Raw genomic sequence first — 24,939 nt, 5'->3', positions numbered from 1 at the left:
TTACAGGCAGGTTGCCTACGTGTTACTCACCCGTCCGCCGCTAACCCCGAAGGATTCGCTCGACTTGCATGTATTAGGCACGCCGCCAGCGTTCGTCCTGAGCCAGGATCAAACTCTCCAATAAGGTCCCGGTTTCCCGGGGCCCCGAAAAGTAATCGGTGTTGCTGCGAAGCTTCACGTCACTTTTTGGGGTGAAGAAGAGCTGATTGCTCAATTCGTACTGACTAGTTGTCGAATTTTTCGGAGCTTGCGCTGCCGAAAATCCGACTTTATGGTCCGTTTCATTTGTTCAGTTTTCAAGGAACTTTGGCGTCATCCGTATAGTTCTTAAGACATTGTTTCTAGGCTTGTCTTTTGGCGAATCATGCGGTGACAAGAACTTATATTAACAGGTTTAAAAGCGAATTGCAACACCTTTTTATTATTTTCTTTTCAACCGTTAAAAACAACAAGAAGCGCCGCCCGAACTCGTACCGGCCGGCGCCTTATTTGGCGAATCTAGTATTGTTAACCTTCAAGCAGCTTGAGCAGTTCTTCCTCGTCTTCTATAACCGGGATGCCGAGTTCCTTCGCTTTGGCAAGCTTGCTGCCGGCGCTTTCCCCCGCAATAACAAGATCGGTTTTCTTGGACACGCTTCCGGTCACTTTCGCCCCGAGCGCTTCCAGCTTCTTCGCCGCCTCGTCCCGTCCCATGCTTGTCAAAGTGCCGGTCAGCACAACGGTTTTGCCGAACAACGGATGATCCGTATTGGCAGGCGCAGCTTTCTCTTCAACGAATGGCTTTACTCCTGCCGCGAACATCCGTTCTATACTGTGGGTCATGACCGGATCCGCAAAATACGTTACGATGCTCTCCGCCACGATGCCTCCGATATCCGGAATCGCGATCAGTTCATCGGCCGTGGCCGACATCAGCTTTTCCAAGCTGCCGTAATGCTCGACGAGCGACTTTGTTGTCGTTTTACCGGTATTCGGGATGCCGAGAGCATACAAAAAAGAAGACAAGTCGCGAGTTTTGCATTTCTCGAGCGCTTCGAGAAGCTTTTTCGCTTTCTTCTCGCCGAATCTTTGCAGCTTGATCAAATCCTCGAACTGCAAATAAAACAGATCGGACGGATCGCGCAAGCCGAGTTCATCATAGAGCTGCTCCGCTGTCTTCACGCTGAACGTCTCGATATCCATAGCATCACGCGAAGCGAAATGGGTAATACGCGCGATCAATTGCGGCTTGCAGTCCACCCGGTTCGGGCAGAACAGATGAGCCCCTCTTTGCTCCAATTCGGTGCCGCAGGCCGGGCAATGCGTAGGAAAGACGATTTCCCCGCCGTCCTGCTCGTCGGTTACTTTGCCCAATATTTCCGGAATAACGTCGTTCGATCGCCGTACGAAAATGGCCGTGCCGAGTGCGAACTTCAAATTTTTACGCTCGATGTCGCCAATGTTGTTAAGGGTGCTGTGTTGTACGGTAGCTCCCCCGATATCGACGGGCTCGAAGGTAGCGTTAGGCGTCAATTTCCCGGTACGGCCTACTTCCCACGATACGGATTCGAGAATCGTAGTCGCCTCTTCGGCCTCGAATTTAAATGCTACCGCCCAGCGCGGGAACTTATCCGTGTAGCCGAAAACTTCCCGCGTGCGCATGTCGTTGATCTTCACGACGGCCCCGTCGATGAGATAATCGAACTCATGCCTTACGGTTTCCAGTCTCCGTAGTTCTTCGCCCACTTCTTCAATAGAGTCGTAAAACTTCACGTAAGGATTCACTTTAAACCGGTTTTCGCGCAAAAACTGCACCATTTCCCGATGATCCCGGAAACGGATGTCATCCGAGTAACCGATGTTATAAATAAAAGCGTTCAGCTTGCGTTCCGCCGTCATCTTCGGATTCAAGTTCCGGAGTGCACCGGCCGCAGCGTTCCGCGGATTTTTCAGCACCTCGGCAGCCGTCTTATTGTAAGCTTCGAAGACGGACAGGAACATCAGACCCTCGCCTTGCACCTCGATGATGCCGTCACGGTACGGGATTTCGAGCGGAATGGAGCGGATGGTCTTCACTTGGGGCAAAATACCTTCGCCCACTTCTCCGTTGCCGCGTGTAGACGCTTGCACCAATTGCCCGCCATCGTATGTCAAGTTAAGGGAAAGCCCGTCAAACTTCAGTTCGACTACAAATGAAGGAGCCGGCAGCGGATTCTCAGGGTTACGGGTGTTATAGTCGTTGATCAGCTTCATCACCCGCGTGTGCCACACCATCAGGTCTTCGTGATTTTGCGCTTTGTCCAAGCTCCACAGCCGGGCCTTGTGCCGATGCGGCTGAAAGCCCTCCAGCAGCTCGCCTCCGACGCGCAATGTCGGCGAGTTCGGCAGCGTCACACCCGACTCTCGCTCGAGTGCGACGAGCCGATCATACAGTTCGTCATACTCCTTGTCACTGACCGTCGGCTCGTCCAACGTGTAATACTGATAGTTGTGCTTCTCGATTTCCCCGATCAGGCCTCTCATCTCTTCCATCGTGTCTGCCACCGCTCGACTCCATCCTCTCATTGGCGAAGTGTTTCCACAATCAGTATTGTCATCCGGTAATGAATTCATTGCTGCCGTTGCAGGAATAATGTGGAATGAATATAATGAAGCTAGAAAGAAGGAGCCGGCTGCAACCGACTCCTAGGCACACGAGACCGCTACAAAGGCTGTCGGCTATCGGGTAGAACAGTTCAAATAGACCGCATCCCTAGCCAGGGCGGTCTATTTCTTTTTGTGGAAGAATAGGATCAGTACAACCAATGTCGCGAATGAGATCATTAGCGTCAAAGTTTGGTAGACCTCCACAGGCATCACCTGAGAGCTTTCGAAGAAAGCTTACTTCGTAAGCATATGCTCTCGGGAGATTAGCCGACCCCCTTGCATGCCGATTCAATTGTACCCGGTATACAATGGCTATGATCTCAAGACAGCCATTGTATACTGTCATCATTATAGCATGACCGATTCCCTTGGAAAATATGGAAACAGAAAGTTTGTTCGCCTCTGTCTACTGTTTCGTAATCGGTGCGAATTTGGCTAAAAGCCGCTTCACGCCGACCGGCGCGGGAAAGGCGATCTGCAGCTCCGTATCGTCGCCCGTACCTTTCACGGCTACGACGACGCCGGTCCCCCACTTGCCGTGGCTGACTTTGTCGCCGTTGGCAAATGACGACGCAGCACCTCCACCGACCGGCCGCTGCTGAGCTGCTGCCGCACGGGTTGGCGAACTTGCCGCTGCTCCCAGCACACTCCCTGCCGGAGAGCCATAGGCCCCCCGCCCGGCGGAACCGTAAACCGAGGTTCCGCCTCCACCGTAGCTGCTTCGCGAGCCATAAACGCCTCCGCTGGCGCCGTATCCCCCGACAGATTCGACCAGCTCGCCCGGTATCTCCTTGAAAAACCGGGACGGCGCATTCGCAGTGGTCTTCCCGAACAGCGTCCGCATCCGGGCGCACGTCAAATACAGTTGTTCTTCCGCCCGCGTAATCCCTACATAAGCAAGCCGCCGCTCCTCCTCCAGCTCTTCGTTGTCCATAAAAGCCCGGCTATGCGGAAAAACGCCCTCCTCCATCCCGATAATGAATACAACCGGAAACTCCAGGCCTTTCGCGCTGTGCATCGTCATTAGGATGATCGCGTCCTTGCTGCTGCCGTCATCCTCTTTATCCATCGTGTCGATATCGGCGATCAGCGCCAAATCGGTGAGGAACGAAACCAGCGATTTCTCCTCGCTGCGCTTCTCGAAGTCGAGCGTAACGGACAAAAACTCATCGATATTCTCGAGCCTGGATTTCGATTCGATCGTATTCTCGCGCTGCAGCTCCTCGCGGTAGCCGGTCATTTCAAGCATCTTCTCGGTCAGCTCGGTGACGGACAAATATTCGATCATTGCATTCAAATTACGGATCAAGCCGTAAAAATCAGCCAGCGTAGCCCGAAATCTCGCGCTCAAATCGAGTGCGTCCACCTGATCCAGCACCGCGAAAATCGAAACGCCGCGCGCGGCAGCGGCTTCCGCCAGCTTGTCCACCGTCGTATCGCCGATCCCGCGCTTCGGCACGTTGATGATTCTTCGGAGGCTGATATCGTCGTCCGGATTGGAGATGAGCCGCAAATAGGCGAGAATGTCTTTTATTTCTTTGCGGTCATAGAACTTGATGCCGCCGACGATCTGGTACGGAATGTCCGACTTGATCAAAATTTCCTCGATTACGCGGGACTGGGCATTCGTCCGGTACAGGATGGCGTGCTTGGCGTAAGACTTGCCTTGCTTGTAGCTCTTCAAGATCTCCCCGGCAATGAAATAGCCTTCCTCCTGCTCGGAGCCGGCCTCATAACGGATCAGCTTGCTGCCGTTTCCTTTGTCCGTCCACAGCTTCTTGGGCTTGCGTCCGGTATTGTTGTTGATGACGGCGTTCGCCGCATCCAGTATGTTCGCGCTGGAACGGTAGTTCTGCTCGAGATAAATGGTGCGGGCCTCCGGATAATCCTTCTCGAAGTTGAGAATGTTGCCGATATCCGCGCCGCGCCACCTGTAAATCGACTGGTCGCTGTCTCCCACGACGCAAATGTTGTGATGCTTGTCCGCAAGCATTTGGCACAGCATATATTGGGCGCGGTTCGTATCCTGATACTCGTCGACATGAATGTATTGAAATTTGCTCTGATAAAAATCGAGCACCTCGGGAACGGTTTGGAACAGTTCGATCGTTTTCATGATCAGATCGTCGAAGTCGAGCGAATTGTTGGCCTTCAGCTTCTTCTGATACAGCGAATACACCTTGGCGACTTGGCCTTGAAAATAATCGCCGATTTTGCGCTCGTAACGGTCCGGCGTGATCAGTTCGTTTTTGGCGGAGCCCATTTCGGCTTGGATCGCCTTCGGCTCGAATTTTTTGGCGTCTATGTTCAATTCCTTCATACAAGCTTTGATGACCGACAATTGATCGGTCGAATCGAGAATCGAGAAATTGGACGAGTACCCGATCCGTTCGATGTCCCGCCGCAAAATGCGCACGCACATCGAGTGAAACGTCGACACCCAAATGTCCGAGGCGGACAAGCCGACGATTTTACCGATGCGGTCCTGCATTTCCCGAGCCGCTTTATTCGTAAAGGTGATAGCCAATATGCTCCACGGAGCCGCTTTCCGCGTTGCGATCAAATAAGCGATCCGGTGCGTCAGCACGCGCGTCTTGCCGCTGCCCGCTCCCGCCATAATCAGCACGGGACCGCCCGTCGCTTCGACCGCTTCGCGCTGCTCCTTGTTCAATTTTGCTACCGCCGCATGGATATCGATGCTTCCGTTCATGTTACAGACAACCTTTCTCTACGTCTTGTATCGCTTGAACCGTCTCGAGAGCGCGGTCCAAGTTCTCGTAAATGGCGTTGCCGACGATGATCGTATGAGCCGCTTCCGCAGCTTGGCGCGCTTTGTCCGCCCCGTCGATCCCTCCCCCGTAAAAAAGCCGGGCGCTGTCAAGCGACGAAGCGGTACGCTTGACCAGTTCCATATCGCCGAACGTCCCGCTGTATTCGATATAAAGCACGGGAAGGTGAAGAAGACGCTCCGCTATTCTCGCGTATGCTACCGCATCGGCCGTGTCCAGCTTCGTACGGGCATGCGTCACGGCCGCCGCCGAAGATTGCCCGTTTAAGATAACGTAGCCCTCGGGCACGATTTGTTCCCATTGCATCATAGGGCCGTACTCTTTCACGGCAAGGTGATGATGTCCTACGATCCAGTCCGGATCGCCCGCATTCAATACGATCGGGATAAAGTACAGATCGAAACCGGGTACGATCGCGTCCCGATTCGAGATCTCGAGTACGCAGGGGACCTCGAAGCGGCGGATCCGCGACAGTAGGTCCACCGTATTGTCGAATGTCACTCCGGTCGTCCCGCCGACCATAACGGCATCGGTCCCCGACAAGCAAATCCTCTCGAGCGCCGAATCTTCCATTTCCCGGTCTGGATCCAGCTTGAACACGTGTTTCCATCGGCGCATATCGATTCTCAACCTTGTTACCCTCCGAGTATAGGGCGTTATTCCCTTCGTTTATAAAACTATTCTCAGTCTATGCGAGCGTCAAAGGGGTGTCAAATCAATCCTACCAAAAGCGAATGTACGTTCGCAATACCTTCTTCTGCCAAAACAACAAAAAACCATGGGCGCAAACGTCCCATGGTTGATTTCATTCTTGTAGCGAGCCGGCGGAATTATTTGTCGCCTTTCTCGTAATTGGCCAGCTTGGCGCGAAGCTCTTCGATTTCTTTCTGCAGCGCCTTCTTCTCCACATCCCGCATCATCTCATCGAGACTAGGCGCCGTGGTTTGCGGCGATGGACCCGGTACCGACTGCGTACCCGGTTGAGGCCGCGCCTGATAGCCCGGACCGTACACGGGAGGTTTCGAACCGTAACCGCTTGAGTACGGTTCGTTTCCGTACGGCTGATGTGGAGTACCGTATTTGTTTCCATAGTACGGATTGTGCTCCGAGCTGGAATTCGACGAATAAGGACGGTAGTCCGACCGGTTCGAATATCCGAAATTCGGATTGTAGAACGAATCGGCGGGCTCCTTCGGTATGACCAGGCAAGCAATGAAATAAATCGGGATAAGCGTTCCCCCGGTGAAGAACGTAGTTACCAACAGTACGACACGCAGCAGCGTGGAATCGACATTAAGCAGTTCGGCCAGCCCGCCGCACAAACCGAACAGCTTGCTGTCTTTACGGGACCGGTACAGTTTAGTCATAGCGGCATCACCTTTATTTGGATTGGTCGTTTCCAGGTGCGGCACATTGCCGTACCCGACCTTATAGTTCTAGTATAGAAGAGCTCCCCCGAATCCAAAACGGACCGAGGATGGTATTCGGACTGGACCTAAGCCGGGGGAATGCGGGATATTCCCGGCAGCCGTATCTGACTTTCCTATGGTATATGTTATTATAAGAATAACGCCTCAATCGAAGTAATTCAAGGAAGTGCGACCGCGGTTTAGAGGAAGGTTTTCTTGGTACAGCAAGTCGCAGTCCACTTTTACGAGTGTGAACTTATACTTTGCTGTAACGATAAGAATAACGCCATAATCGAAGTAATTCAAGGAAGTGCGACCGCGATTTAGAGGAAGGTTTTCTTTGTACAGCAAGTCGCAGTCCACTTTTACGAGTGTGAACTTATACTTTGCTGTAACGATAAGAATAACGCCATAATCGAAGTAATTCAAGGAAGTGCGACCGCGATTTAGAGGAAGGTTTTCTTTGTACAGCAAGTCGCAGTCCACTTTTACGAGTGTGAACTTATACTTTGCTGTAACGATAAGAATAACGCCTCAATCGAAGTAATTCAAGGAAGTGCGACCGCGATTTAGAGGAAGGTTTTCTTGGTACAACAAGTCGCAGTCCACTATCACGAAGTGAACTTTTACTTTGCTGTAACGATTAGAATAACGCCTTAATCGAAGTAATTCAAGGAAGGACGAGGGATCTCATCATGAACAATTACTTGCAATTATGCGAAACGATATTGAAGGAAGGCGTGCAGAAGTCGGACCGGACCGGAACGGGCACGATCAGCCTATTCGGCTATCAAATGCGCTTCGATTTGGAGCAAGGCTTTCCTCTGCTCACTACAAAAAAACTGCACCTGCGCTCGATCATTCATGAACTGCTCTGGTTTTTGCGAGGAGACACGAACATTGATTATTTGCACGAGAACGGGGTAACGATCTGGGACGAATGGGCGGACGAGAACGGCGATCTCGGACCGGTATACGGCCGGCAATGGCGGTCGTGGCCGAAACCGGACGGAGGCGAAGTGGACCAAATTACGGCAGTGCTCGACCAGATTCGCAACAGCCCGGATTCCCGGCGCATGATCGTCAGTGCGTGGAACGTGGCCGAGCTGGATCAGATGGCGCTCGCACCGTGCCATTGCCTGTTCCAGTTCTACGTCGCGGACGGCAAGCTCTCCTGCCAGCTGTATCAGCGCAGCGCCGACGTATTCCTGGGCGTGCCGTTCAATATAGCGTCGTATGCGCTGCTGACGTTGATGATGGCTCAAGTGAGCGGGTTAAAGCCGGGCCATTTCGTTCATACGCTCGGAGACGCCCATATTTACTCAAACCATCTGGAACAGGTGAAGCTGCAGTTGACCCGCGAACCGCGGCCGCTTCCAAAGATGACGCTGAATCCCGACGTGACCTCGATATTCGATTTCACATACGACGATTTCGAGCTGTCCGACTACAATCCGCATCCGCGCATTAAAGGCGAGGTTGCCGTATGAGCCGCCGGCAGCCCGTCTCGATGATCGTCGCCATGGACCGCAACCGGGTCATCGGCCGGAATAACAAGCTTCCGTGGCGGCTTCCCGCCGACCTGGCCTTCTTCAAAAAAACGACGATGGGCCATCCGGTCATCATGGGCCGCAAAACGTACGAGTCGATCGGCAGGCCGCTGCCGGGCCGCACGAATATTATATTGACGCGCGATCCAAGCTACTCCGCAGAAGGATGCGAGGTGGCGCATACCGTGGAGGAGGCGCTTCTGGCCGCCGAAGCGCAGAGCCCTTTCATCATCGGAGGCTCGGAAATATACGCTCTGTTCTTCCCTATCGCGGACCGGTTGTATGTAACGTCCATCGACGAGCAGTTTGAAGGCGATGCGCACTTTCCGGAGATCGATCCGGAAATGTGGAAAATCGTTGCCCGCCAGCCGGGGACGATTGACGAGAATAACTTGCATCCCCACACCTTTGTGACATACGAACGAACCGACGCTCCCAAGGAGAATCCACATGCCCAATAAACATACGCCGGATTTGATCACCGCCTACAACAACCACGCCGAAGAACGGAACCATATGCAAGCCGCCGACTGGAAAGTGCGGGAGCGGGGACAATTTCTGGACATGCTGAAGAGAAGCAAGGCGGCGACACTGCTCGAGATCGGGTCCGGTCCGGGACGCGACAGCTTGTTCTTCAGCCAGGAAGGTCTCGACGTGACCAGCACCGACCAGTCCCCGGAAATGGTGCGGTTGTGCCGCGAGAAAGGACTGAAGGCGGAAGTGCGCAGCTTCGACGCTCTCGGCTTCCCGGATCGTTCGTTCGACGCCGTCTTCGGCTTAAACTGCCTGCTGCATGTGCCGAAGAGCGAGCTTCGGCGTTCTCTGGAAGAAATCCGGCGCGTGCTGAAGCCCGACGGCCTTTTCTATATGGGCGTTTACGGCGGACCGGATTCCGAGGGAATATGGGAGAAAGACAGCTATGAGCCCAAACGGTTCTTCGCCATGTACTCCGATGAAAATTTGCTGAAGGCGGTAAGCGGCACCTTCGAAATCGTCTATTTCAACACCGAGCCTTTGGGCGAGGGGAACCCTCACTTTCAATCGCTTGTGCTGAAGGCGCCGCAATAGTACGGCCTCATAGAAGGTAACGATCAAGAAGAAGGACAGACCGTTTCGCGGCTGCCCTTCTTTTTTGTTTGCCAGAAAAGATTGTTTGACATTACAATAAACAAAATAATAAAATGTTTATTAAATAAAGGACAATTTATTTATCTATCTAAATTGAAAGGATAGAGATCCGATGAACAGAAGAAAAGAACTGGTCGAGCAATACAAAGAAATGAAGACCGAGGGTGGCGTTTACAAGTTCGAAAACAAATTAAACGGGAAAGTGTTTATTGCTGGCACCAACAATTTCAAATCGATCAACGGGAAACGGATGACGCTCGATATGGGGGGACATATGAACCGGGCACTGCAGGAGGAATGGACCCGATATGGCGGTGATTCCTTCACCATCGAGGTGCTGGAAATACTGGAGAGGAAGGACAGCGTCTATTTCGACATGAAAAAAGAGCTGAAAAAGCTCGAGGACAAATGGCTCGACAAGCTTCAGCCGTTCGGAGACCGCGGCTACAACGGCCCCGCCCCGGAAGCGAAGGAGCAGCAATAGGGACAGCGAATATCGCTGCCCCTTTTCTTTCCCCATTACATTCACGAACCAGCTACGGCGTCGACGACAACATCGGCGTAATAGCCTCGACACGCGAGCAGAACGTTTCCTCGTTCTCCAACCCCGCCCAGTACAGCCTCAACTCGTCAAACAACTCACGGTACTCGCTTTCCCTGACGTTCAAGTCCGTAAACAACCGGTAGCTCGGTATGATTTCCCGGAACAGCGAAAAGCGGGAAGGGCGATTGATCGCAGCGACTTCGGGACCGGACCATTCCGCGGCCGTAACCCGGGCCGGAAGGCTGCAAGTGTTTTGCCGGATGGCCAGTTGGGCTTTGGCGGAAACCATGAAATCGACCAGCTTTCTGGCCCCTTCCTTGTTCTTGGAATGGCGGTTGACGGCCAACCCGATGACGAGCAGCACCGTCAGGGCATCCCCGAAATGCGGAACCGGAGCTATATCGTAGTCCAGGTCGCAATCCCGCAAATGATTAAGGATGAAATAACTGAGAATGACGATGGAAAGCTTGCCTTGACGGAACATATGAATCTTCTGTGCCTCCCAATCCATGAGGCTGTTAGGCAGCGACGGGATATGTTCGTAAAATTGCCGGCTGTACCGGATCGCTTCCATCATCGGTGTGCCGGAGAGCTTGATGCGCCCGACATCGCCGCGCTCGAACGCTTTGCCCCGCTGCATAAGCAGTATGCTTGCCCGGTTCGGGGTGGAGAAGTAGCAGCGGAAGCCGACCCGCTCGTTCGGAATGTCGAGCGCCTCGGCGCACTCGATCAATCTTTGCCAGCTCCAGCTGCTGTTCGGCTCCTGAAGCCCCAGCTGCGCGAAATGAGCGCGATTGTAGCACAACACGAGCGGAGAGAACACGAACGGCTGCACCCGGAGTTGTCCGTTTTCCGTGAAGGCGTCGGACAGAAACGGGTACAGCTCATCCTGCCGTTCCAGAACGTCGAGGTCGCCCAGACCGCCGTTCTCGGAAAATTGCAGGTAGCTGCTGTAGTTTGTAATGATGACGTCCAGCATTCCGCTGTCGAGATACGGCTTGTACTGCTCGTAGGAGGTGTTTCCGAGCGGAACGGCTTGTACGCGAATATTCGGATGCTCTCGATGAAACATCGCGATCAGCCGGTGAATGTCGGCGTCGTCGGGCAGCGTGGGCGGATATCCGAGGCGAATCGTCACAGCGCCCTTTTCCGCGGGATCGACGACTTTGCTTCCGACCTTCGGGATTTTGACGATCAATTGCTCGCCGACGAGCAGGTCAAGCCCTTTGCGCACGGATTGGACACTCAACCCGTATTGTTCCGCCAATTGTTTCTCCGACGGCAAATATTGATCCGGTTCCAGCGTCCCGGTAATGATATTGTTTCGAATCGAGGTGACCATTTCGTCCAACCGGGGACGAAACAGCTTGCGGCTCGGCCGTCGCTCCATACGGGTATCTACCTCATTAATCGCTATGATTATTGATCATATTAGATCGTTACATGCTTGTCAAACGACTGTAGGCCGCAAAATAAAGGACGTCCTTTATATACATATTAGATAAATATTAATTTCGCTCCGATAAAGTGCTAATTGTCCCATATTACGTATTAAATAAAATAATACTGTATAGTCATTGACAATAATTGATTTTTAAAATATATTTCACTTGTAATTTAAATATCAGTTACGTATCAACTCATAATGAAAGGAGGAGTTGAAAGCGCTTTACAATATGCGGATTGTGTTCTGATTCCTGTATTGCTTTTCACAAGTGGAAAGGAAGGTCGATCAGCTTGGCAACAACGTTGCGATTGATCAGCGGCTTGGCAAGTTTGTCGCTTGTTGCGCTGCTCTCCGCCTGCAGCGGCGGCGGAACGACTTCGAAGGACGGGGATGCCGCTCCCGGGAAAGGGGTGAAACCGCCCGATCCGTTCGAGTTGAACATTCATGCCTCCGGCGTTTCGGAAGAGGAGTTCAACAATCGTTTCAAGGATGTGCTGTCCAAAAAGTTTCCCCATATCAAAGTGACCTGGTTGCAGACGAGCGGGGCGGGGAATACGATCAAGGATTACGTCGCCCGGGGGGAAATACCGGATATTATCCGCAGTATTTCCAGTACGGTTGGCGCCAATTACTTGGACCTGGGGCTCGGGTACGATCTGAATGAACTGGTGAAGAAATACGATTATGATTTGAGCCGGTTCAACCCGATATTTATCGACGGGTTCAAGCAATTGACTTCGCAAAACGGGGAATTGTACGGTCTTCCCGTCTCGCCGTTTTTCTCGAGGGTGCTGTACTATAACAAAGATTTGTTCGACAAATTCGCCCAGCCTTATTTGAAGGACGGCATGACCTGGGACGAAGTGTACGAAGTGGCCCGCAAAATGTCCCGTTTGGAAGGGGGAACGAATTACCGCGGGCTTTCCGCATTTGTAAGCACGTTCCTCACTTATAACGAATATTCGCTCCCGACGCTGGACCCGGCGAAAGACGCACTGTCCGGCTTCGATACGTGGAAAAAAATATTCGACAACTACATTCGCTTCTTCCAGCTTCCGAACAACAAGATTCTCCCGACGAACACGGAAGAGCAAAAGGCATTCCAGAAAGGAAATGTCGCGATGCATGCGGATATTTTCTCTCCGTATTTCGACCTCAGCATGATTCCGAACTGGGATATGGTATCGGTACCCGTCATGGAAGGGGCGCCGAAAAAAATCGGTATTTTCCCGCCAGGCTACTTGATGATCACGAAGCAAAGCAAGCACAAGGAAGAGGCGTTCAAAGTGATCATGGAGATGCTTGGCGATGACGTGCAGATGCGGGACGCGCGCAACGGTTTTTTGCCGACTGTCGCGAGCAAAGAGATGATGAATGTTCTCGGCCAAGACAACCAGGTTCTCAAGACGAAAAATATGAAAGCGGTCGGATATTACGAGTTTGCTCCGCTGCGTCCGGGGCGCGAGAAAGGAAAGGCAATGATCGATACGAACGTTGCCGATACGATTTTGCGGAACGAATTTTTTAAAGCGGCTCTCGGTCAGGAAGATGTGAACACGGCGTTGCGGAAAGCCGACGAGCTGCTGAAGCAAGAAGCGGAGAAAGAGAAAAGCAAGTCGAAGTGACGGAAGGATTGGATAGGAAAGGAGAGCCATACGGGATGGGGTATAACTTGTATGAACTGAACAAAAATGGATTGCCGAAGCTGCTGGACGGCGTGGAAGACGAGCAAGGCTGGCTTCGCAAACGGGAACGGATCGAACGGTTATGGCTCGAATTTATCGGCGGCTTGCCCGAACGTGTTCCGGTATCGTACGAAGTCGTCGGAGAAACGCAGGAAGACGACCATACGCGGGTTCATCTCGTTTACGATACCGTACTGGGCGACAAAGTTCCCGCGTATATGCTCGTCCCTGACGGTTCCGTCGAAGGAACGGACCGGTTCGGCCGACGTCCCGCAGTACTCGCGCTTCATCCGACGCACGAGTCTGGCAAAGCGAATGTAGCTACCAAAGACGGAAACGAAAATCGGCGTTACGGGTTGGAGCTCGTGTCGAGAGGCTATGTCGTTCTCGCACCGGATGCATTGACGGCGGGAGAGCGCATCTATGAAGGACTGCCCTCTTTCCGCAGCGCTCCGTTCTACGAAAAGCATCCGGAATGGTCGACCGTTGGTAAAAATGCCGTCGATCATATGCAAGCGCTCGATCTACTCTGTTCGCTCGGCAATGTGGACGTGAGCCGGATCGGCGCGATCGGCCATTCGTTCGGCGCCTACAATGCATACTTTTTGGCAGGTCTCGATCGACGCATCCGGGCTGCGGTCAGCAGCTGCGGCTTCAGTCCGTTCTACGGCGATCATCGTCCGACGCATTGGGGCATTCGCGACTGGTATACGCATTTGCCCAAAATTACCGAATGTCTCGGCCGCTATGAAGTACCGTTCGAGTTTCACGAAATCGCAGCCCTGGCTGCTCCGACGCCATCGTTTTACTATTTCGGACAACGGGACCGCATCTTCCCCCATTGGAAAGAAATCGGAGCGTGTATGGCCGAACTGGATGAATTGTACCGCTTCCTTGGGGCGGAAGACCGTTTCCGGGCCGTGATGACTTCCGGCGGGCACGATTTTCCTCCGGAAATTCGCCATCTGGCGTACTTGTTTCTCGATCGATGGCTGAAGGAGCCGCAGGCAGTATAGGAGAGTGTTCGGGAATGAATGCAGCAAAATTGGCGAAATGGGCCTTGTTGAGCGTCCTCGTTTTCTCGTTGTCCATCAGTTGCATGTGGACGTCCGGTCCGGCCGTTGCCGCTGCCGCTTCCATCACGGTGTCGAATGCAGGATTCGAACAGGCGGTGCAGAATGGAGAAATACCCGGTTGGCAGCGCATCTTTAACAGCAACGATCCGAGTGCCACTTATGGAATAAGCGACACCGTTGCGTACGAAGGACAACGCAGCCTTCGCCTGGACGATATGTCCGGCAGCGCTTCGGTTGCAATCGAAAGCGACCGGTTTCCGGTTGTCGGAGGTCTAGCCTATACGGCTAAGGCGATGCTCAAGGTCGATCGGGATCGATTGGCGATTTATATCCGTTTTTTTGACGCGGCCGGCACAAAAATAACGGATGCGCAAAGCTGGTACGGTGTCTCCAACGGCGAATGGTTTGCCGGCATCGTATCCGGGATCGCTCCGGAACAAGCCGTGACCGGCACAGTGCTCTTTTATTCTTCCGGAAAAGAGAAAGGCGCGGGCAACGTGGATCGTGTGGAATTGGAGGAAAAGAAGATGGGTAGCTTCGTCGATTTGGGCGTCGCACAGCATTCCGTCGTCAATCATGACAGCGCGGTCGGCAAAGACGGGCAAGGCCGGGATGTTATATACGAAGTGATCAATGGAAGCGACGGCAAATCGTTTTTTACGGTCATCGATGTGATGACGTCGCAGGTGCTTCGGTCGATCGATATGCCGGGAGCGTCCGGCGCGTGGGGAGTGACCGCCGCGAGCGATGGCACCGTGTACGTCGGAACCCACTTCAACGGTCACTTGTATCGCTACGTTCCGGCTGACGGAAGCTTGACAGATTTGGGGAGATTGGGGGAGGAGACGCATATTTGGGCCATCGAGGCCGGCCCCGACGGGAAAGTTTATGCCGGAACGTATCCGAATGCCCATGTATTCGAATACGCTCCGGCAAGCCAGACGATCCGCGATCTCGGGCGCGCGCATCCGACGGAGAAATATGTAAAGTCCCTTGCATACGATTCGGAGCGGGGAGTGTTGTACGCGGGCGTCGGCGGGGTAAATGCGGAACTGGTACGAATAGACCCGGTCAGCGGCGCCAAACAAAACATGCTGTCGCAATTGCTTCCGCAATCCGGGGAATCATTCACGTTCGTCAATCGGTTGGGATATGCAACGGGCAAGCTCTTTATCAAGCTATCGCCGGACCGGTTGCTCATTATGGACGCCGCGACGGAAACGGTCGAGTATTACAATCCGAGCGGACGGGGAATGGGCTCGCAGGATGTCGCCGTCATGCCGGGGAATGAACAGCATATTTACTTTGGCGGAGCTTTGCTGAGGTACTACGATACTGCGACAAAAACGATTCGGGAAACGGCGTTACGTGCAGCCGATTTCCAGGACGGGCAATTCGTGCAATTGAACGATCCGCTATGGCCGGGGTATACGTTGGTCGCCCCCGCCGCCTTCGGCAAATATTTTCTGTATAATCCGTCGACCGGGAACAGTCTCTTTACGGAAGTTCGCGATGCGGGAGAGCCGGTCGCTCTGCAAAGTCTGCATGCGGCTCCCGACGGGCATCTGTATGGCGGCGGCTATATGGATGGCTTGAACATCTACGATCCGCAGACGCAATTGTTCGAGAAAGTGTCGGAAACGCCCATGTCGGGAATCGAATCGGTTCTCCGTTTCAACGACAAGATTTATATCGGGAAGTATCAGGGCTCCAGGCTGTACGAGTACGACCCCGACGAGCCTTGGGTAGAAGGAATCAATCCGCGAAAAAAGGTGGATTTGACTTCCCGAAAATTGGACCGCCCTTTTGCGTTGCGCGGCGTGGAAGACCAGAACCGGATTTACATCGGATCGGTTGCGGATTATGCCAACCATAGCGGAGGGCTGTCGGTTTACGATGTTTCGACTTCGCAAGTTCAAGTGTACCGCGACATCGTCGCCAATCAGGGGGTCGTCTCTATCGTCTATCAAGACGGTCTCGTGTACGGAGGCACGAGCATATACGGCGGATTGGGCACGCCTGGTCCGATCGAGAGCGAGGGGAAGCTGTTCATCTTCGACACTTCGACCGATACGAAAACGTTCGAAACGGTGCCGGTCCCCGGCCGCAAGGTGGTCAGCGGTTTGTTGAACGGCCCGGACGGCATGATCTGGGGCGTGGCGGAGGACACGATCTTCAAATTCGATCCGCAGACGAAGCAGGTTGTGTACAAGGCAGCCAAGCTGGGACGTTACGGGACCGGAACGGTTTGGGTCGACGCATTTCTCGAGCTTGGAACGGACGGCAACGTATACGGCACGAACCGGCAGAAAACGTTTTTCACCATCGACCCGAATACGATGGAGTTCACTGTCATCAAGAACGGGGCGGGAAATTACTTGACGCAGGATGCGTACGGGAATTTGTATATGGCCGATGATGCGAACGTTTGGAAATATTCGCTGCCCGTCGACGAGTCGACGATCTCCGCATTCATCCAGCGGTCTGCGGATGCCGGACAACTTCCGCATCCGGTTCAAGTCCAGCTGACGAATTCCTTGCGGCAAGCCGTGCATCAATATGGCGAGGGGCATCGCGATCAAGCGGTCAAGCATCTTCGCGACTTTCTCAAGCATCTTCATAATGAGGCGGCCGAGCCGTCCGTTAAGCTGGAAGTCATATGGCCATTGGACCAACAGGTCAGAACTTTGATTGCCGAATGGGATCCGTCAGCTAACTGACGTCCCCTTACTTAAAGCACGCTCTATCTGATGCCCGGTGAATGACAAAAGAGAAGGATCGCCGCTTCGCAAGACGGCGATCCTTCTCTTTGCTTTCATTGCGCCCGCCAACCGCCGTGAACGGCCAGCGTCAGTAAATCCGGGACCATTGGTGCAGCGACCGGCTGCCGACGACCTTGGGCGGACCTATTTCGCCGGAGCTTCCGGCGCCTTGATTTTGTCGAACAGCTCCTGGATCGAGGTGACCGGAACCGAGAAGGCCCACGGTCCGCCCTGAAGCGCGATCCAAATTTGCTCGCCGTCGACTTTGCCCAAGTAAGTGGAGGTCGTTTCTTTGCCGTCCTTGCTCGACTTGAGCGTAAGCTTCAGTTCAGGCGCATCCATCTTGAGTTCGGATACCGCTTTGACCATCTGATCGGAAGACATCAACAGCATTTTGTCGAGAATCGGCTCGACGTCGGTGCCCTTCAGCTCCTTGTCGCCCAGCTTCCAGGCCGATTCGTTGGACGGTTTGGCCACATCGACCTTTTGCAGCGTCTTGGCGGCTCCTTTCCATTCCATCTGTACGCCCGACACTTCGTTGTACGTCATCTGGAACGGACTTTTGTCCACGAACTCGACCACATCTTTCTGCAGTCCTTTGATCTGATCGTCGGCCACGCGGAATACCGCCGGAGCTTCCTTCAGCTTGGCATAATGATGGCCCGCGATCGGCAACGGCGAACCGATCTGCAATGTTTTGGACGAGCCGTCCGCGAGCGTGGCAGCAAACTCCTGCTCCGGACTCGACAAGCCGTACTTCGACAAGTCAGCCGGATTCTCGTCGATCACGCTATCCTGCGTCAGTGCCACGAACGCCCCGGTCCAGCTGTCGCCGGAATAGGCATTCGTCGGATAGGCAGCAGGCTTGGTGAGCGCCCATTTCCCGTCCTTCTTCTGCATCTCCACGCCGCCCTGCTTGATCTTGATCCCCGTGATGTCGCCTTGCTTCACCGTAACTATCGGCTTGGGCTTGGATGCATCGTCCTCTTTCTTGAAAAACGATTGGCTGGAGGCATACCAGAACGCCCCGATGCACACGACGACGAGAATGATCGTCGGAATGAACCGTTTCATCCTTTCCGCCTCCTCCACCAGATGGCTCCGCCCAATGCGAGTATCGCAAGTGGGAAAATGACAATGGTTCCGTAGAAAATCATTTTCGCTTTGTTCGGCATAATGAACGCTTGCTGCATCGCCGCTTCTTCACGAGGACGGATCGAGATCTGATCGGTCAGCTCCTGCATCCAGTTGACGCTGTTCAAGGCGAAATCGCGGTTGCCTTGCTCGGCCAAAATTTGGTCCTGTAAGAACTGGGCGTTCCCGATGACGATTGCTTTCGGCTTGTTGTCCTTGTTCATGACGGCGTAAGCCATATCGATCGGCCCTTTCAGGTCCGCGGGATCCTGTTTCGAAGCATTTGAAGTAAGCTGGTTCAAATCGGTTTCGCCATAAGCTTTGTCCGTCGACTTCAACAGAGCGTTGGCTTTCCAGTCCGGGTTGCCCGCTTCGGTCGAAAGAGCCGCCGCAACAGGAAGCACGACTACGCGGTTTTGGTCGGCCAAATCGTTTGTAATGGTATGGAATTCGATGTTCGGTACGATCGTCAGCGGGTTGTTGTACAACGTCCGCCCGGTTTCGACTACGACGGCCTTGCCGTTTTTGACGTTCACGGCGGCGAGCAGCTCGTCGAAGTTTTTCATGTTCTGCATGTCCTTGGAATAGCCGAACGCTATGAACAGCTTGCCCTTGCCCTGTACGTATTCCTTCAGCAAAGCGACTTCCTTCGGATCGAGGTCGGTTTGCGGACCGAGAATGAATACCGCTTCCGCATCGGCCGGAATCGCCGCTTCCTTGAACAGGTTCAAATCTTTGATCGCATAGTTCTCGCCTTCAAGCGAGGAGCGGAACATCGCGATTTGGGCGGACGGCAGCTCGTTGTGGCCGGTCAGGAAGTAGATCGGGTGCTTCACGTCGGTAATCATGCCCATGATCGACTGCGTGAATTTACTCTCCCCCATAAAGTTGTAGGAGCCTTGCGCCTGTCCCGACATGAACAGCTCATAGCTGTACACCTTCTTCTGCTTCTCGCCCATTTCGAAAATAATCGTACCGGCCTGGTCGATTTTGTACTCCTGCGCCTTCGCCGGGTCCCGGTTCGGATCGATTTCCTCGAACGTAATTTTGTCCGAACGCTTCTTGTATTCGTTCAGCAAATCGCGGATGTCCCGGTACATGATGCTGTCGTCGGCCGATCCGCCCCCGGTGAACATCGTTATTTTGATATCCTTGTCCAGCTTCTTCAGCACGGAGATCGTCTGATCGGACAGCGAATATTTTTTGTTCTCGCTCAAATCCCATTGAATGCCCTTCATCGAATTCAGGAAGAGCGTTACGATAATAAATATCCCGATCACGGCGATCGAGATGACCGTCGCGTTCGTTCCTCTTATCCACTTGTTCACGTCTCTTCCTCCTATCTCCAGCGTTTTCGTTCAAGCGTTTGGATACTCAGTACTACGAATACGGCGGCCAGCATCACGTAGAACAAGACGTCCCCGAGGTGGAGGATGCCTTTCTGCAGATTGGTCTGCCGCTGGATAAGCGAAAACTGGGTAACCCATTCCTTCAGTTTGCCGCCGAAGCCTTCTCCGGCCCAGTCGATAATCCACAGCAGCAGCAAGATGACGAAGGAGGCGATACCCGCCACCATCTGGTTGTTGGATAACGTGGAGGCGAACAGTCCGATCGCCATCATGGCCGCGCCGAGCAGGAACATGCTCAAGTACGAGAGCCACAGCACCGTTTGGTTCAAATCGCCGAAGCCGGACATAATCCACGGATAGATCAAGCTGCACACGACAAGCATCAGCTGCAGCGTCATCGCGGCCATATATTTACCCATGACGATTTCGGTAATGCTGGCGGGCGACGTAAGCAGCATCTCGTCGGTTCCTTGGCGAAATTCGTCCGAGACGAGCCGCATCGTCAGCAGCGGAATAATGAACAAGTAAATGAACGTCGTGTTGCCTACGACAAGCCGGACATCGACAATACTCGTGGGCGTTAGCACAAAGTTCAAATAAAACATAATACTCGACAGCAATACGTAGAACGCGAACGCCACATAGGCGGTAGGCGAATAAAAATACAGCTGCAGCTCTTTGCTGCAGATGGCAAGAGCTCTACGCATGGGCTTCCACCTCCGGCTCTTCTTCCTGCTCTGCGACGGTCTTCTCGCTCGTCGTCAGCTTCAGGAAGATGTCTTCCAGACTGAGGCTTTCCCGTTTCATTTCGAGGATTGGATAGCCCCTTTCGGCCAATCTGTAGAATAGCGCTTCGCGGATATCTTTCCGATCATTCGAGACAACCTGCAGCACTACCGACTCCGATTCGACCATCTGATCCCGCTCCAGCTCCTTCACGCTGCCGACGTCGGACAGACCGCTTAGCTCGCGAATAATGTCCTCCTTCGGTCCTTTCACTTCCAACCGAACCTGGAACGATTCGCCCATCGAGCCGCCGATCGAATCCGGATGTTCATCCAGCACGATGCGTCCTTGGTTGATAATCAATACCCTGTTGCAGATCGCATTCACTTCCGGCAAAATGTGCGTGCTGAGCAAAACGGTATGATTCTCCCCCAACCCGTGAATGAGCTGCCGGATTTCAATAATCTGCTTCGGATCGAGACCGGACGTCGGCTCGTCCATAATAAGCAAATCCGGCTTATGCAAAATTGCCTGCGCGAGCCCAAGACGCTGCTTGTAGCCTTTGGACAAATTGCGGATGACCTGCTTCTCGCGGCCTTGCAGGCCGAGCTTCTCGATGACTTCGCCGATGCGCATTTTCTGCTCGCGAACAGGTACATCGCGCAGATTGGCGATGAACTTCAAGTAAGACGTGATCGTCATTTCCGGGTAAAGCGGCGGCGTCTCCGGCAAGTACCCTATTTTTCTGCGGGCTTTGCGGGGATGGTCGCCCATCGATAATCCGTCAACGACAATCGATCCTTGCGTCGGGTTCAAATATCCCGTGATCATGCGCATGGTGGTCGTCTTGCCGGCACCGTTCGGCCCCAAAAATCCGACGATTTCGCCGCGGCTCATCGAAAAGTCGATGTTGTGGACCCCTCTCTGATTCTCGTACAGCTTGCTGACCTGCTTGACTTCGAGCACCTTGACTCCCTCCTTATCAGTGACGGCAACCTAAGGATCTGTCGCGTAATTCGTTATTTCGTAACAGTTCCTAAATCACAACATGTTGCAAACGTTCTCAATATCCAGTTTAACCAACAACAATATACTGCCGCAACAATAAGCCAACCTTAAACGAATCTGAAAATTTGCTTAAAATTTTGTGTCCAAATTGTGAACGGACAGCGGCGTGGTGGAAAAAAAAAGGACCCCATTTATTATGGGATCCACGCAACGAACTTGTCAACCTTTGTCGCTCAAATATGCCGCCAATCGCGTTCGGACGACCCGGGCCGCTTGAACCATATTGTTCAAGGAAGCCACCGTTTCGTATAATGCCATAGCGGATTTTATTTGGATCAGACTGATTGTTCATATCGGGCTTTCTCTCTTATTTGTGTGCCATTGAAAAAACCAACCGGAAATGACGTCCCGCCGGCTCTCCATAGACTTGATATTTAAACATGACGGAAACGACCGATCAATTATATCATATTCTGGATTCTGGAGGCTTTCTTCTATACTTCCTCAGCGTTTAGTCCGGTTATTCCATACAGTGGGGCAGATACGAAATGGAAATCATACAGCTAATTTTCGTCTGAAGCAGGTTGGATGTCACTTAACTGGAAAACATGCATCAAAACCTGCTCTATTCGAGCCAAAAAGGCGATACCCGCCTAAATAACTGTAGGTTATCCAGTAAAAACAAGCGAAAAGGCAAAAACGCCGATTTTAAATGTACGTTTTCCATTTAACGCTACCGACAAAATCTGTGCTACTACCACAGATGGCAAAAAGCCGCCATAACCCCTGTGAAAGCGGGCCTGGCGGCACTCCAAACTTCAACATAACTCAATGGTGCGCTACCGCCGCATCGATCCCGGCCAAATGCTTGCGCCGAGCCAAGACGAACACGACGCCTAACAAAACCATAACCGCGCCGAAATAGAAAGGGATTCTCGGACTGTACCATTCGGCCAGCTTGCCTGCAAGCCAAGGCGAGATGGCTCCTCCCATGAAACGGACGAAGCTGTATGCCGCTGAAGCGACCGATCGCTCGACCGGGGCGGACTCCATAACGGCTGTCGTAATGAGCGTGTTGTTGATGCCAAGGAAAATACCCGATACGACAACGCATGTAATGATCGTTGCAGGTGTATAAGCCTCGACGCCCATCACCAACAGAACTATGGCAAAAAGCGTGAGCACGATACTGATGGATGCAACCGATCCGAGTCTCTTCTGCAGCTTGGGCGCCACAAAAACGGAAGTGACGGCGAGCAGCAATCCCCAGCCGAAGAACACGTAGCCGAGGCCTCGCTCGTTCAATTCCATAACATAAGGCGAATAGGCCATCAAAGTAAAGAAGCCGAAGTTATACAGAAACGCGGCGACGCCTAAAGTCAGCAGACCGGGATAAGCAAGCGCCTTGAAAGGGGCAGCGAGTGAGCTCGGTTTTTTCGGTTTGGCTACATTGGGCATAATAAAGAGCAGGAACAGAAATGCTACTCCCATCAGAACGCTGACGCCGAAGAAAGGTCCCCGCCACGAAATCGAGCCAAGCTCGCCCCCGAGAAGCGGACCTACCGCGATGCCGAGCCCCAGAGCGGCTTCGTAAAAAATAATCGCCTTGGCCGTGCCGGAGGTGGACAAGCCCACGATGGCGGAAAGGGCCGTCGCCAAAAATAAAGAGTTGCCGAGTCCCCAGCCTCCCCGCAGCCAGACGATGGAGCCGATCGTCTCCGCATTGCCGGCTAGCGCAGAGAACACAATAATGAGCAGGATGCCGCCTATCAATGTCCATTTCGTCCCCAGTCGGCTGGACACGAACCCGGTAATTAGCATGGCGATGCCGGTGACGAGATTGTAGCTTGTAAACAAGAGCGATACTTGGCTCGGCGTAGCGTCCATTTTTTTGGCGATTGCCGGCAAGATCGGATCGACCAGTCCGATACCCATGAACGAAATGACACAGGCAAAAGCTACCGCCCATACGGCCAAAGGCTGGCTGAATGTGCCGGAGCGCTTCTGTATCTCCTGGTACGATGATGTTGCGGATGACATAAATTCCTTACCTCCCGATTCATTGTTGAACAACATGCAACCGTTGCTGTCGTTCCCCCATTCTGCCGCTTTCCTATTGTTTTCTTGCTGGAAAACCGGTATTCAATATTTAGTTGTATCGCACAACTATAATTTAATTGTATTATACAACTTCTTTTCGCTATGTCAAACTTTTTTCGATTCCCGCCCAGGTTGCCATTGAAGCGGAGAATCAAGTAAAGTAGCACATAGGAGCGTTACAGAAAGGGTTGGCAATAGAAATGGAACAGAAGCGTCTGGAAGAAATTGATCTGGAATTGGCCACTTTGATCCGCCGGGCCACCGCCGCAGCTTTGGACAAAAAACTCGGCACGCTGGAGCGGTCGGCCTACTTGCTCTTGAATCAACTAGACTCCTGCGGCCCGACAGGCGTTAAAGCGTTGTCCGAGCAATTCCGGTTGGACATCTCGACGGTAAGCAGACAAACGGCCGCTTTGGAGACGAAGGGATATATCCAGCGTTTGCCGGATCCGACGGATGGGAGAGCCAGTCATTTTCAGATAACGGAGTTGGGCTTGCAGGAGTTATTGGAGACGAGACGGGCCCGGATAGATCGATTCACGAAGCTGTTCCGGGACTGGTCGGAGGAGGAGTGCCGCATGCTCGGCCTTTTGCTCGGCAAGCTGAACCGCACTTTTATCGATGAATAGAGAGAATGAACCGGTTTAACGCAAAAAAACCTGCGCTGTACGCAGGTCAAACGTATCCGATCTTCTTCAACCGTTCCGCCCCGGTCACGGGCTTGCTTCGGGCTGCTCCAAGGCTTCGATCCGCTGCAGAACGGAATATTCGTCCGGGTAAATCATCAAATATTCGGTCAAACCGACCATCCGGAACAATTTTTGAAAATGAGGCGTAATGCCGTACGCGAATGTCCGGAACCCGCCCTTCATCCCCGCCCTGACGATACGGATCAGCACGGCAATACCGGCGCTGTTCACATAGGGAACGTGCGTAAAATTCAAAATCAAATACGGTCCGGATGCCCCGAGTCCGGTTTCCCATGCCCGCTGCCCGAGCATCGCTTCCTCGGCTTGCTTCGTCATATCGCCGGTCATATCCACAATTACCCCGCGTTCGAATGGCCGAAGCCGAACTTGAAACTGAGTATCCATCCAGGTAGCCCCTCTATTTGTCGATAAATTCGATTTCCGTGTAAAAAGCTCCCTCTTCGTTGCCGAAGCGGACCCGATCCGCCAGCGATAAAATAAGCTTCAGTCCCCATCCGCGAGGGTTGTCCTCGTGCAGCTTCTTCTCCGCAACCGTCTCCGCCAGGCGCGCTTCATCCCATTGCGTATAGTCGAATCCCGGCCCTTCATCATAAATGCGATACACCGCTCTGTTGACCGAAACGTTCACCTTCACACGCACTTGTTGACCGCTCGCCAATTTGTTTCCATGCTCCAGCGCGTTCAGACAAGCCTCGGTAACGGCCGTAATCATATCGTCCAAACGGTCGCCGAAAAGACCGGAGGTACCCGACAGCTGCACCATGTTCGCGGAAATCCGCTTTTCCTGACCGAATTCGCTCGGGATGCTCCACTCGGTTCCGACCAACCATTCTTCATCCGTCATCTTTACACCTTCTTTCATCCCGTACCGAACGCCTCACTCCTATTCCCTCCATA

General features: G+C 53.1%; 22 protein-coding genes and 1 rRNA gene. 8 read left to right on the top strand and 15 right to left on the bottom strand.

The features are described from left to right. From FE783_RS23680 to FE783_RS23660, 6 genes are all read right to left on the bottom strand, one after another. A 16S ribosomal RNA gene (locus FE783_RS23680) occupies positions 1–124 on the bottom strand; the annotation flags it as partial. Positions 125–507: 383 nt separating this feature from the next. After that, positions 508–2,511 (bottom strand): NAD-dependent DNA ligase LigA, encoded by a 2,004-nt coding sequence (gene ligA, locus FE783_RS23675; protein ID WP_202916246.1) that lies wholly within the window; start codon positions 2,509–2,511, stop codon positions 508–510. A gap of 234 nt (positions 2,512–2,745) precedes the next feature. After that, positions 2,746–2,835, bottom strand: a complete 90-nt coding sequence (locus FE783_RS39025; protein ID WP_420799764.1) for a putative holin-like toxin — start codon at positions 2,833–2,835, stop codon at positions 2,746–2,748. A gap of 196 nt (positions 2,836–3,031) precedes the next feature. After that, positions 3,032–5,335, bottom strand: coding sequence for a DNA helicase PcrA (pcrA, locus tag FE783_RS23670; RefSeq protein ID WP_138881861.1), 2,304 nt, complete (start codon positions 5,333–5,335; stop codon positions 3,032–3,034). 1 nt (position 5,336) lies between these two features. Beyond that, positions 5,337–6,032, bottom strand: coding sequence for a heptaprenylglyceryl phosphate synthase (gene pcrB / locus FE783_RS23665; protein WP_138881877.1), 696 nt, complete (start codon positions 6,030–6,032; stop codon positions 5,337–5,339). A 212-nt stretch (positions 6,033–6,244) separates the two neighbouring features. Then, entirely contained in the window at positions 6,245–6,781 is a 537-nt protein-coding gene (locus FE783_RS23660; RefSeq protein ID WP_138881860.1) for a PspC domain-containing protein, read from the bottom strand. Positions 6,782–7,518: 737 nt separating this feature from the next. On the opposite strand from FE783_RS23660, the gene FE783_RS23655 reads away from it, so the two are divergent. From FE783_RS23655 to FE783_RS23640, 4 genes are all read left to right on the top strand, one after another. Then, the gene (locus tag FE783_RS23655; protein ID WP_138881859.1) at positions 7,519–8,313 is read left to right on the top strand and encodes a thymidylate synthase; all 795 of its coding nucleotides are present in this window, start codon (positions 7,519–7,521) and stop codon (positions 8,311–8,313) included. Continuing rightward, the gene (locus FE783_RS23650; RefSeq protein ID WP_138881858.1) at positions 8,310–8,834 is read left to right on the top strand and encodes a dihydrofolate reductase; all 525 of its coding nucleotides are present in this window, start codon (positions 8,310–8,312) and stop codon (positions 8,832–8,834) included. The genes FE783_RS23655 and FE783_RS23650 overlap by 4 nt, the downstream gene beginning before the upstream one ends. Then, positions 8,824–9,441: a class I SAM-dependent methyltransferase gene (locus tag FE783_RS23645; RefSeq protein ID WP_138881857.1), complete on the top strand. Its 618-nt coding sequence runs from the start codon at positions 8,824–8,826 to the stop codon at positions 9,439–9,441. Before FE783_RS23650 ends, FE783_RS23645 begins: the two co-directional genes overlap by 11 nt. A gap of 172 nt (positions 9,442–9,613) precedes the next feature. Further along, positions 9,614–9,985: a GIY-YIG nuclease family protein gene (locus FE783_RS23640; RefSeq protein WP_138881856.1), complete on the top strand. Its 372-nt coding sequence runs from the start codon at positions 9,614–9,616 to the stop codon at positions 9,983–9,985. A 52-nt stretch (positions 9,986–10,037) separates the two neighbouring features. Here FE783_RS23640 and FE783_RS23635 read toward each other — a convergent pair whose 3' ends face one another. Beyond that, complete coding sequence (locus FE783_RS23635) at positions 10,038–11,435, bottom strand: extracellular solute-binding protein (protein ID WP_138881855.1); 1,398 nt, start codon at positions 11,433–11,435, stop codon at positions 10,038–10,040. A gap of 347 nt (positions 11,436–11,782) precedes the next feature. Between FE783_RS23635 and FE783_RS23630 the strand changes: the two genes are divergently transcribed. Genes FE783_RS23630 through FE783_RS23620 form a run of 3 tightly spaced genes read left to right on the top strand, consistent with a single transcriptional unit; the run spans position 11,783 to position 16,973 of the window. Next, positions 11,783–13,117, top strand: a complete 1,335-nt coding sequence (locus tag FE783_RS23630) for an ABC transporter substrate-binding protein (RefSeq protein ID WP_158301993.1) — start codon at positions 11,783–11,785, stop codon at positions 13,115–13,117. Positions 13,118–13,152: 35 nt separating this feature from the next. After that, positions 13,153–14,193, top strand: a complete 1,041-nt coding sequence (locus FE783_RS23625; RefSeq protein ID WP_138881853.1) for an alpha/beta hydrolase family protein — start codon at positions 13,153–13,155, stop codon at positions 14,191–14,193. A gap of 14 nt (positions 14,194–14,207) precedes the next feature. Further along, on the top strand, positions 14,208–16,973 hold the full coding sequence (locus FE783_RS23620; RefSeq protein WP_158301992.1) for an FIMAH domain-containing protein: 2,766 nt from the start codon (positions 14,208–14,210) through the stop codon (positions 16,971–16,973). Between the two features lie 186 nt (positions 16,974–17,159). Here FE783_RS23620 and FE783_RS23615 read toward each other — a convergent pair whose 3' ends face one another. From FE783_RS23615 to FE783_RS23590, 6 genes are all read right to left on the bottom strand, one after another. After that, positions 17,160–18,089, bottom strand: a complete 930-nt coding sequence (locus FE783_RS23615; protein WP_138881851.1) for a DUF4340 domain-containing protein — start codon at positions 18,087–18,089, stop codon at positions 17,160–17,162. Beyond that, positions 18,086–19,477 (bottom strand): GldG family protein, encoded by a 1,392-nt coding sequence (locus FE783_RS23610; protein WP_138881850.1) that lies wholly within the window; start codon positions 19,475–19,477, stop codon positions 18,086–18,088. Before FE783_RS23610 ends, FE783_RS23615 begins: the two co-directional genes overlap by 4 nt. 11 nt (positions 19,478–19,488) lie before the next feature. Further along, a complete protein-coding gene (locus tag FE783_RS23605) occupies positions 19,489–20,205 on the bottom strand; it encodes an ABC transporter permease subunit (RefSeq protein ID WP_138881849.1) in 717 nt (238 codons plus the stop codon). Next, on the bottom strand, positions 20,198–21,190 hold the full coding sequence (locus FE783_RS23600; protein ID WP_138881848.1) for an ABC transporter ATP-binding protein: 993 nt from the start codon (positions 21,188–21,190) through the stop codon (positions 20,198–20,200). The genes FE783_RS23605 and FE783_RS23600 overlap by 8 nt, the downstream gene beginning before the upstream one ends. A 109-nt stretch (positions 21,191–21,299) precedes the next feature. Continuing rightward, positions 21,300–21,584 carry a hypothetical protein gene (locus FE783_RS23595; protein ID WP_138881847.1) on the bottom strand — a complete coding sequence of 95 codons (285 nt, stop codon included), beginning with the start codon at positions 21,582–21,584 and terminating at the stop codon, positions 21,300–21,302. A gap of 476 nt (positions 21,585–22,060) precedes the next feature. Further along, on the bottom strand, positions 22,061–23,272 hold the full coding sequence (locus tag FE783_RS23590; RefSeq protein WP_138881846.1) for an MFS transporter: 1,212 nt from the start codon (positions 23,270–23,272) through the stop codon (positions 22,061–22,063). Between the two features lie 260 nt (positions 23,273–23,532). Between FE783_RS23590 and FE783_RS23585 the strand changes: the two genes are divergently transcribed. Then, complete coding sequence (locus tag FE783_RS23585; RefSeq protein ID WP_138881845.1) at positions 23,533–23,961, top strand: MarR family winged helix-turn-helix transcriptional regulator; 429 nt, start codon at positions 23,533–23,535, stop codon at positions 23,959–23,961. Between the two features lie 84 nt (positions 23,962–24,045). Here the strand turns inward: FE783_RS23585 and FE783_RS23580 are convergent, their stop codons facing one another. Together FE783_RS23580 and FE783_RS23575 are read right to left on the bottom strand one after the other, a co-directional pair. Continuing rightward, the gene (locus FE783_RS23580; RefSeq protein WP_138881844.1) at positions 24,046–24,426 is read right to left on the bottom strand and encodes an STAS domain-containing protein; all 381 of its coding nucleotides are present in this window, start codon (positions 24,424–24,426) and stop codon (positions 24,046–24,048) included. A 13-nt stretch (positions 24,427–24,439) separates the two neighbouring features. After that, entirely contained in the window at positions 24,440–24,886 is a 447-nt protein-coding gene (locus tag FE783_RS23575) for an ATP-binding protein (RefSeq protein WP_158301991.1), read from the bottom strand. Positions 24,887–24,939 lie beyond the last annotated feature (53 nt).

Source organism: Paenibacillus mesophilus (assembly GCF_005938385.1).
Lineage (GTDB): Bacteria > Bacillota > Bacilli > Paenibacillales > NBRC-103111 > Paenibacillus_AB > Paenibacillus_AB mesophilus.
Note: the sequence above shows the minus strand (reverse complement) of the source record. Positions and strands in the feature narration are given on the sequence as shown.

Bases quoted from the DNA above. Each gene is read 5' to 3' on its own strand.
- FE783_RS23580 (WP_138881844.1), bottom strand. From the start codon at position 24,426: ATGGATACTCAGTTTCAAGTTCGGCTTCGGCCATTCGAACGCGGGGTA.
- FE783_RS23575 (WP_158301991.1), bottom strand. From the start codon at position 24,886: ATGACGGATGAAGAATGGTTGGTCGGAACCGAGTGGAGCATCCCGAGC.
- FE783_RS23640 (WP_138881856.1), top strand. From the start codon at position 9,614: ATGAACAGAAGAAAAGAACTGGTCGAGCAATACAAAGAAATGAAGACC.
- FE783_RS23635 (WP_138881855.1), bottom strand. From the start codon at position 11,435: ATGGAGCGACGGCCGAGCCGCAAGCTGTTTCGTCCCCGGTTGGACGAA.
- FE783_RS23620 (WP_158301992.1), top strand. From the start codon at position 14,208: ATGAATGCAGCAAAATTGGCGAAATGGGCCTTGTTGAGCGTCCTCGTT.
- ligA (WP_202916246.1), bottom strand. From the start codon at position 2,511: ATGGAAGAGATGAGAGGCCTGATCGGGGAAATCGAGAAGCACAACTAT.
- FE783_RS23595 (WP_138881847.1), bottom strand. From the start codon at position 21,584: ATGAACAATCAGTCTGATCCAAATAAAATCCGCTATGGCATTATACGA.
- pcrA (WP_138881861.1), bottom strand. From the start codon at position 5,335: ATGAACGGAAGCATCGATATCCATGCGGCGGTAGCAAAATTGAACAAG.
- FE783_RS23615 (WP_138881851.1), bottom strand. From the start codon at position 18,089: ATGAAACGGTTCATTCCGACGATCATTCTCGTCGTCGTGTGCATCGGG.
- FE783_RS23585 (WP_138881845.1), top strand. From the start codon at position 23,533: ATGGAACAGAAGCGTCTGGAAGAAATTGATCTGGAATTGGCCACTTTG.
- FE783_RS23660 (WP_138881860.1), bottom strand. From the start codon at position 6,781: ATGACTAAACTGTACCGGTCCCGTAAAGACAGCAAGCTGTTCGGTTTG.
- FE783_RS23655 (WP_138881859.1), top strand. From the start codon at position 7,519: ATGAACAATTACTTGCAATTATGCGAAACGATATTGAAGGAAGGCGTG.
- FE783_RS23625 (WP_138881853.1), top strand. From the start codon at position 13,153: ATGGGGTATAACTTGTATGAACTGAACAAAAATGGATTGCCGAAGCTG.
- FE783_RS39025 (WP_420799764.1), bottom strand. From the start codon at position 2,835: ATGCCTGTGGAGGTCTACCAAACTTTGACGCTAATGATCTCATTCGCG.
- FE783_RS23590 (WP_138881846.1), bottom strand. From the start codon at position 23,272: ATGTCATCCGCAACATCATCGTACCAGGAGATACAGAAGCGCTCCGGC.
- pcrB (WP_138881877.1), bottom strand. From the start codon at position 6,032: ATGCGCCGATGGAAACACGTGTTCAAGCTGGATCCAGACCGGGAAATG.
- FE783_RS23645 (WP_138881857.1), top strand. From the start codon at position 8,824: ATGCCCAATAAACATACGCCGGATTTGATCACCGCCTACAACAACCAC.
- FE783_RS23605 (WP_138881849.1), bottom strand. From the start codon at position 20,205: ATGCGTAGAGCTCTTGCCATCTGCAGCAAAGAGCTGCAGCTGTATTTT.
- FE783_RS23650 (WP_138881858.1), top strand. From the start codon at position 8,310: ATGAGCCGCCGGCAGCCCGTCTCGATGATCGTCGCCATGGACCGCAAC.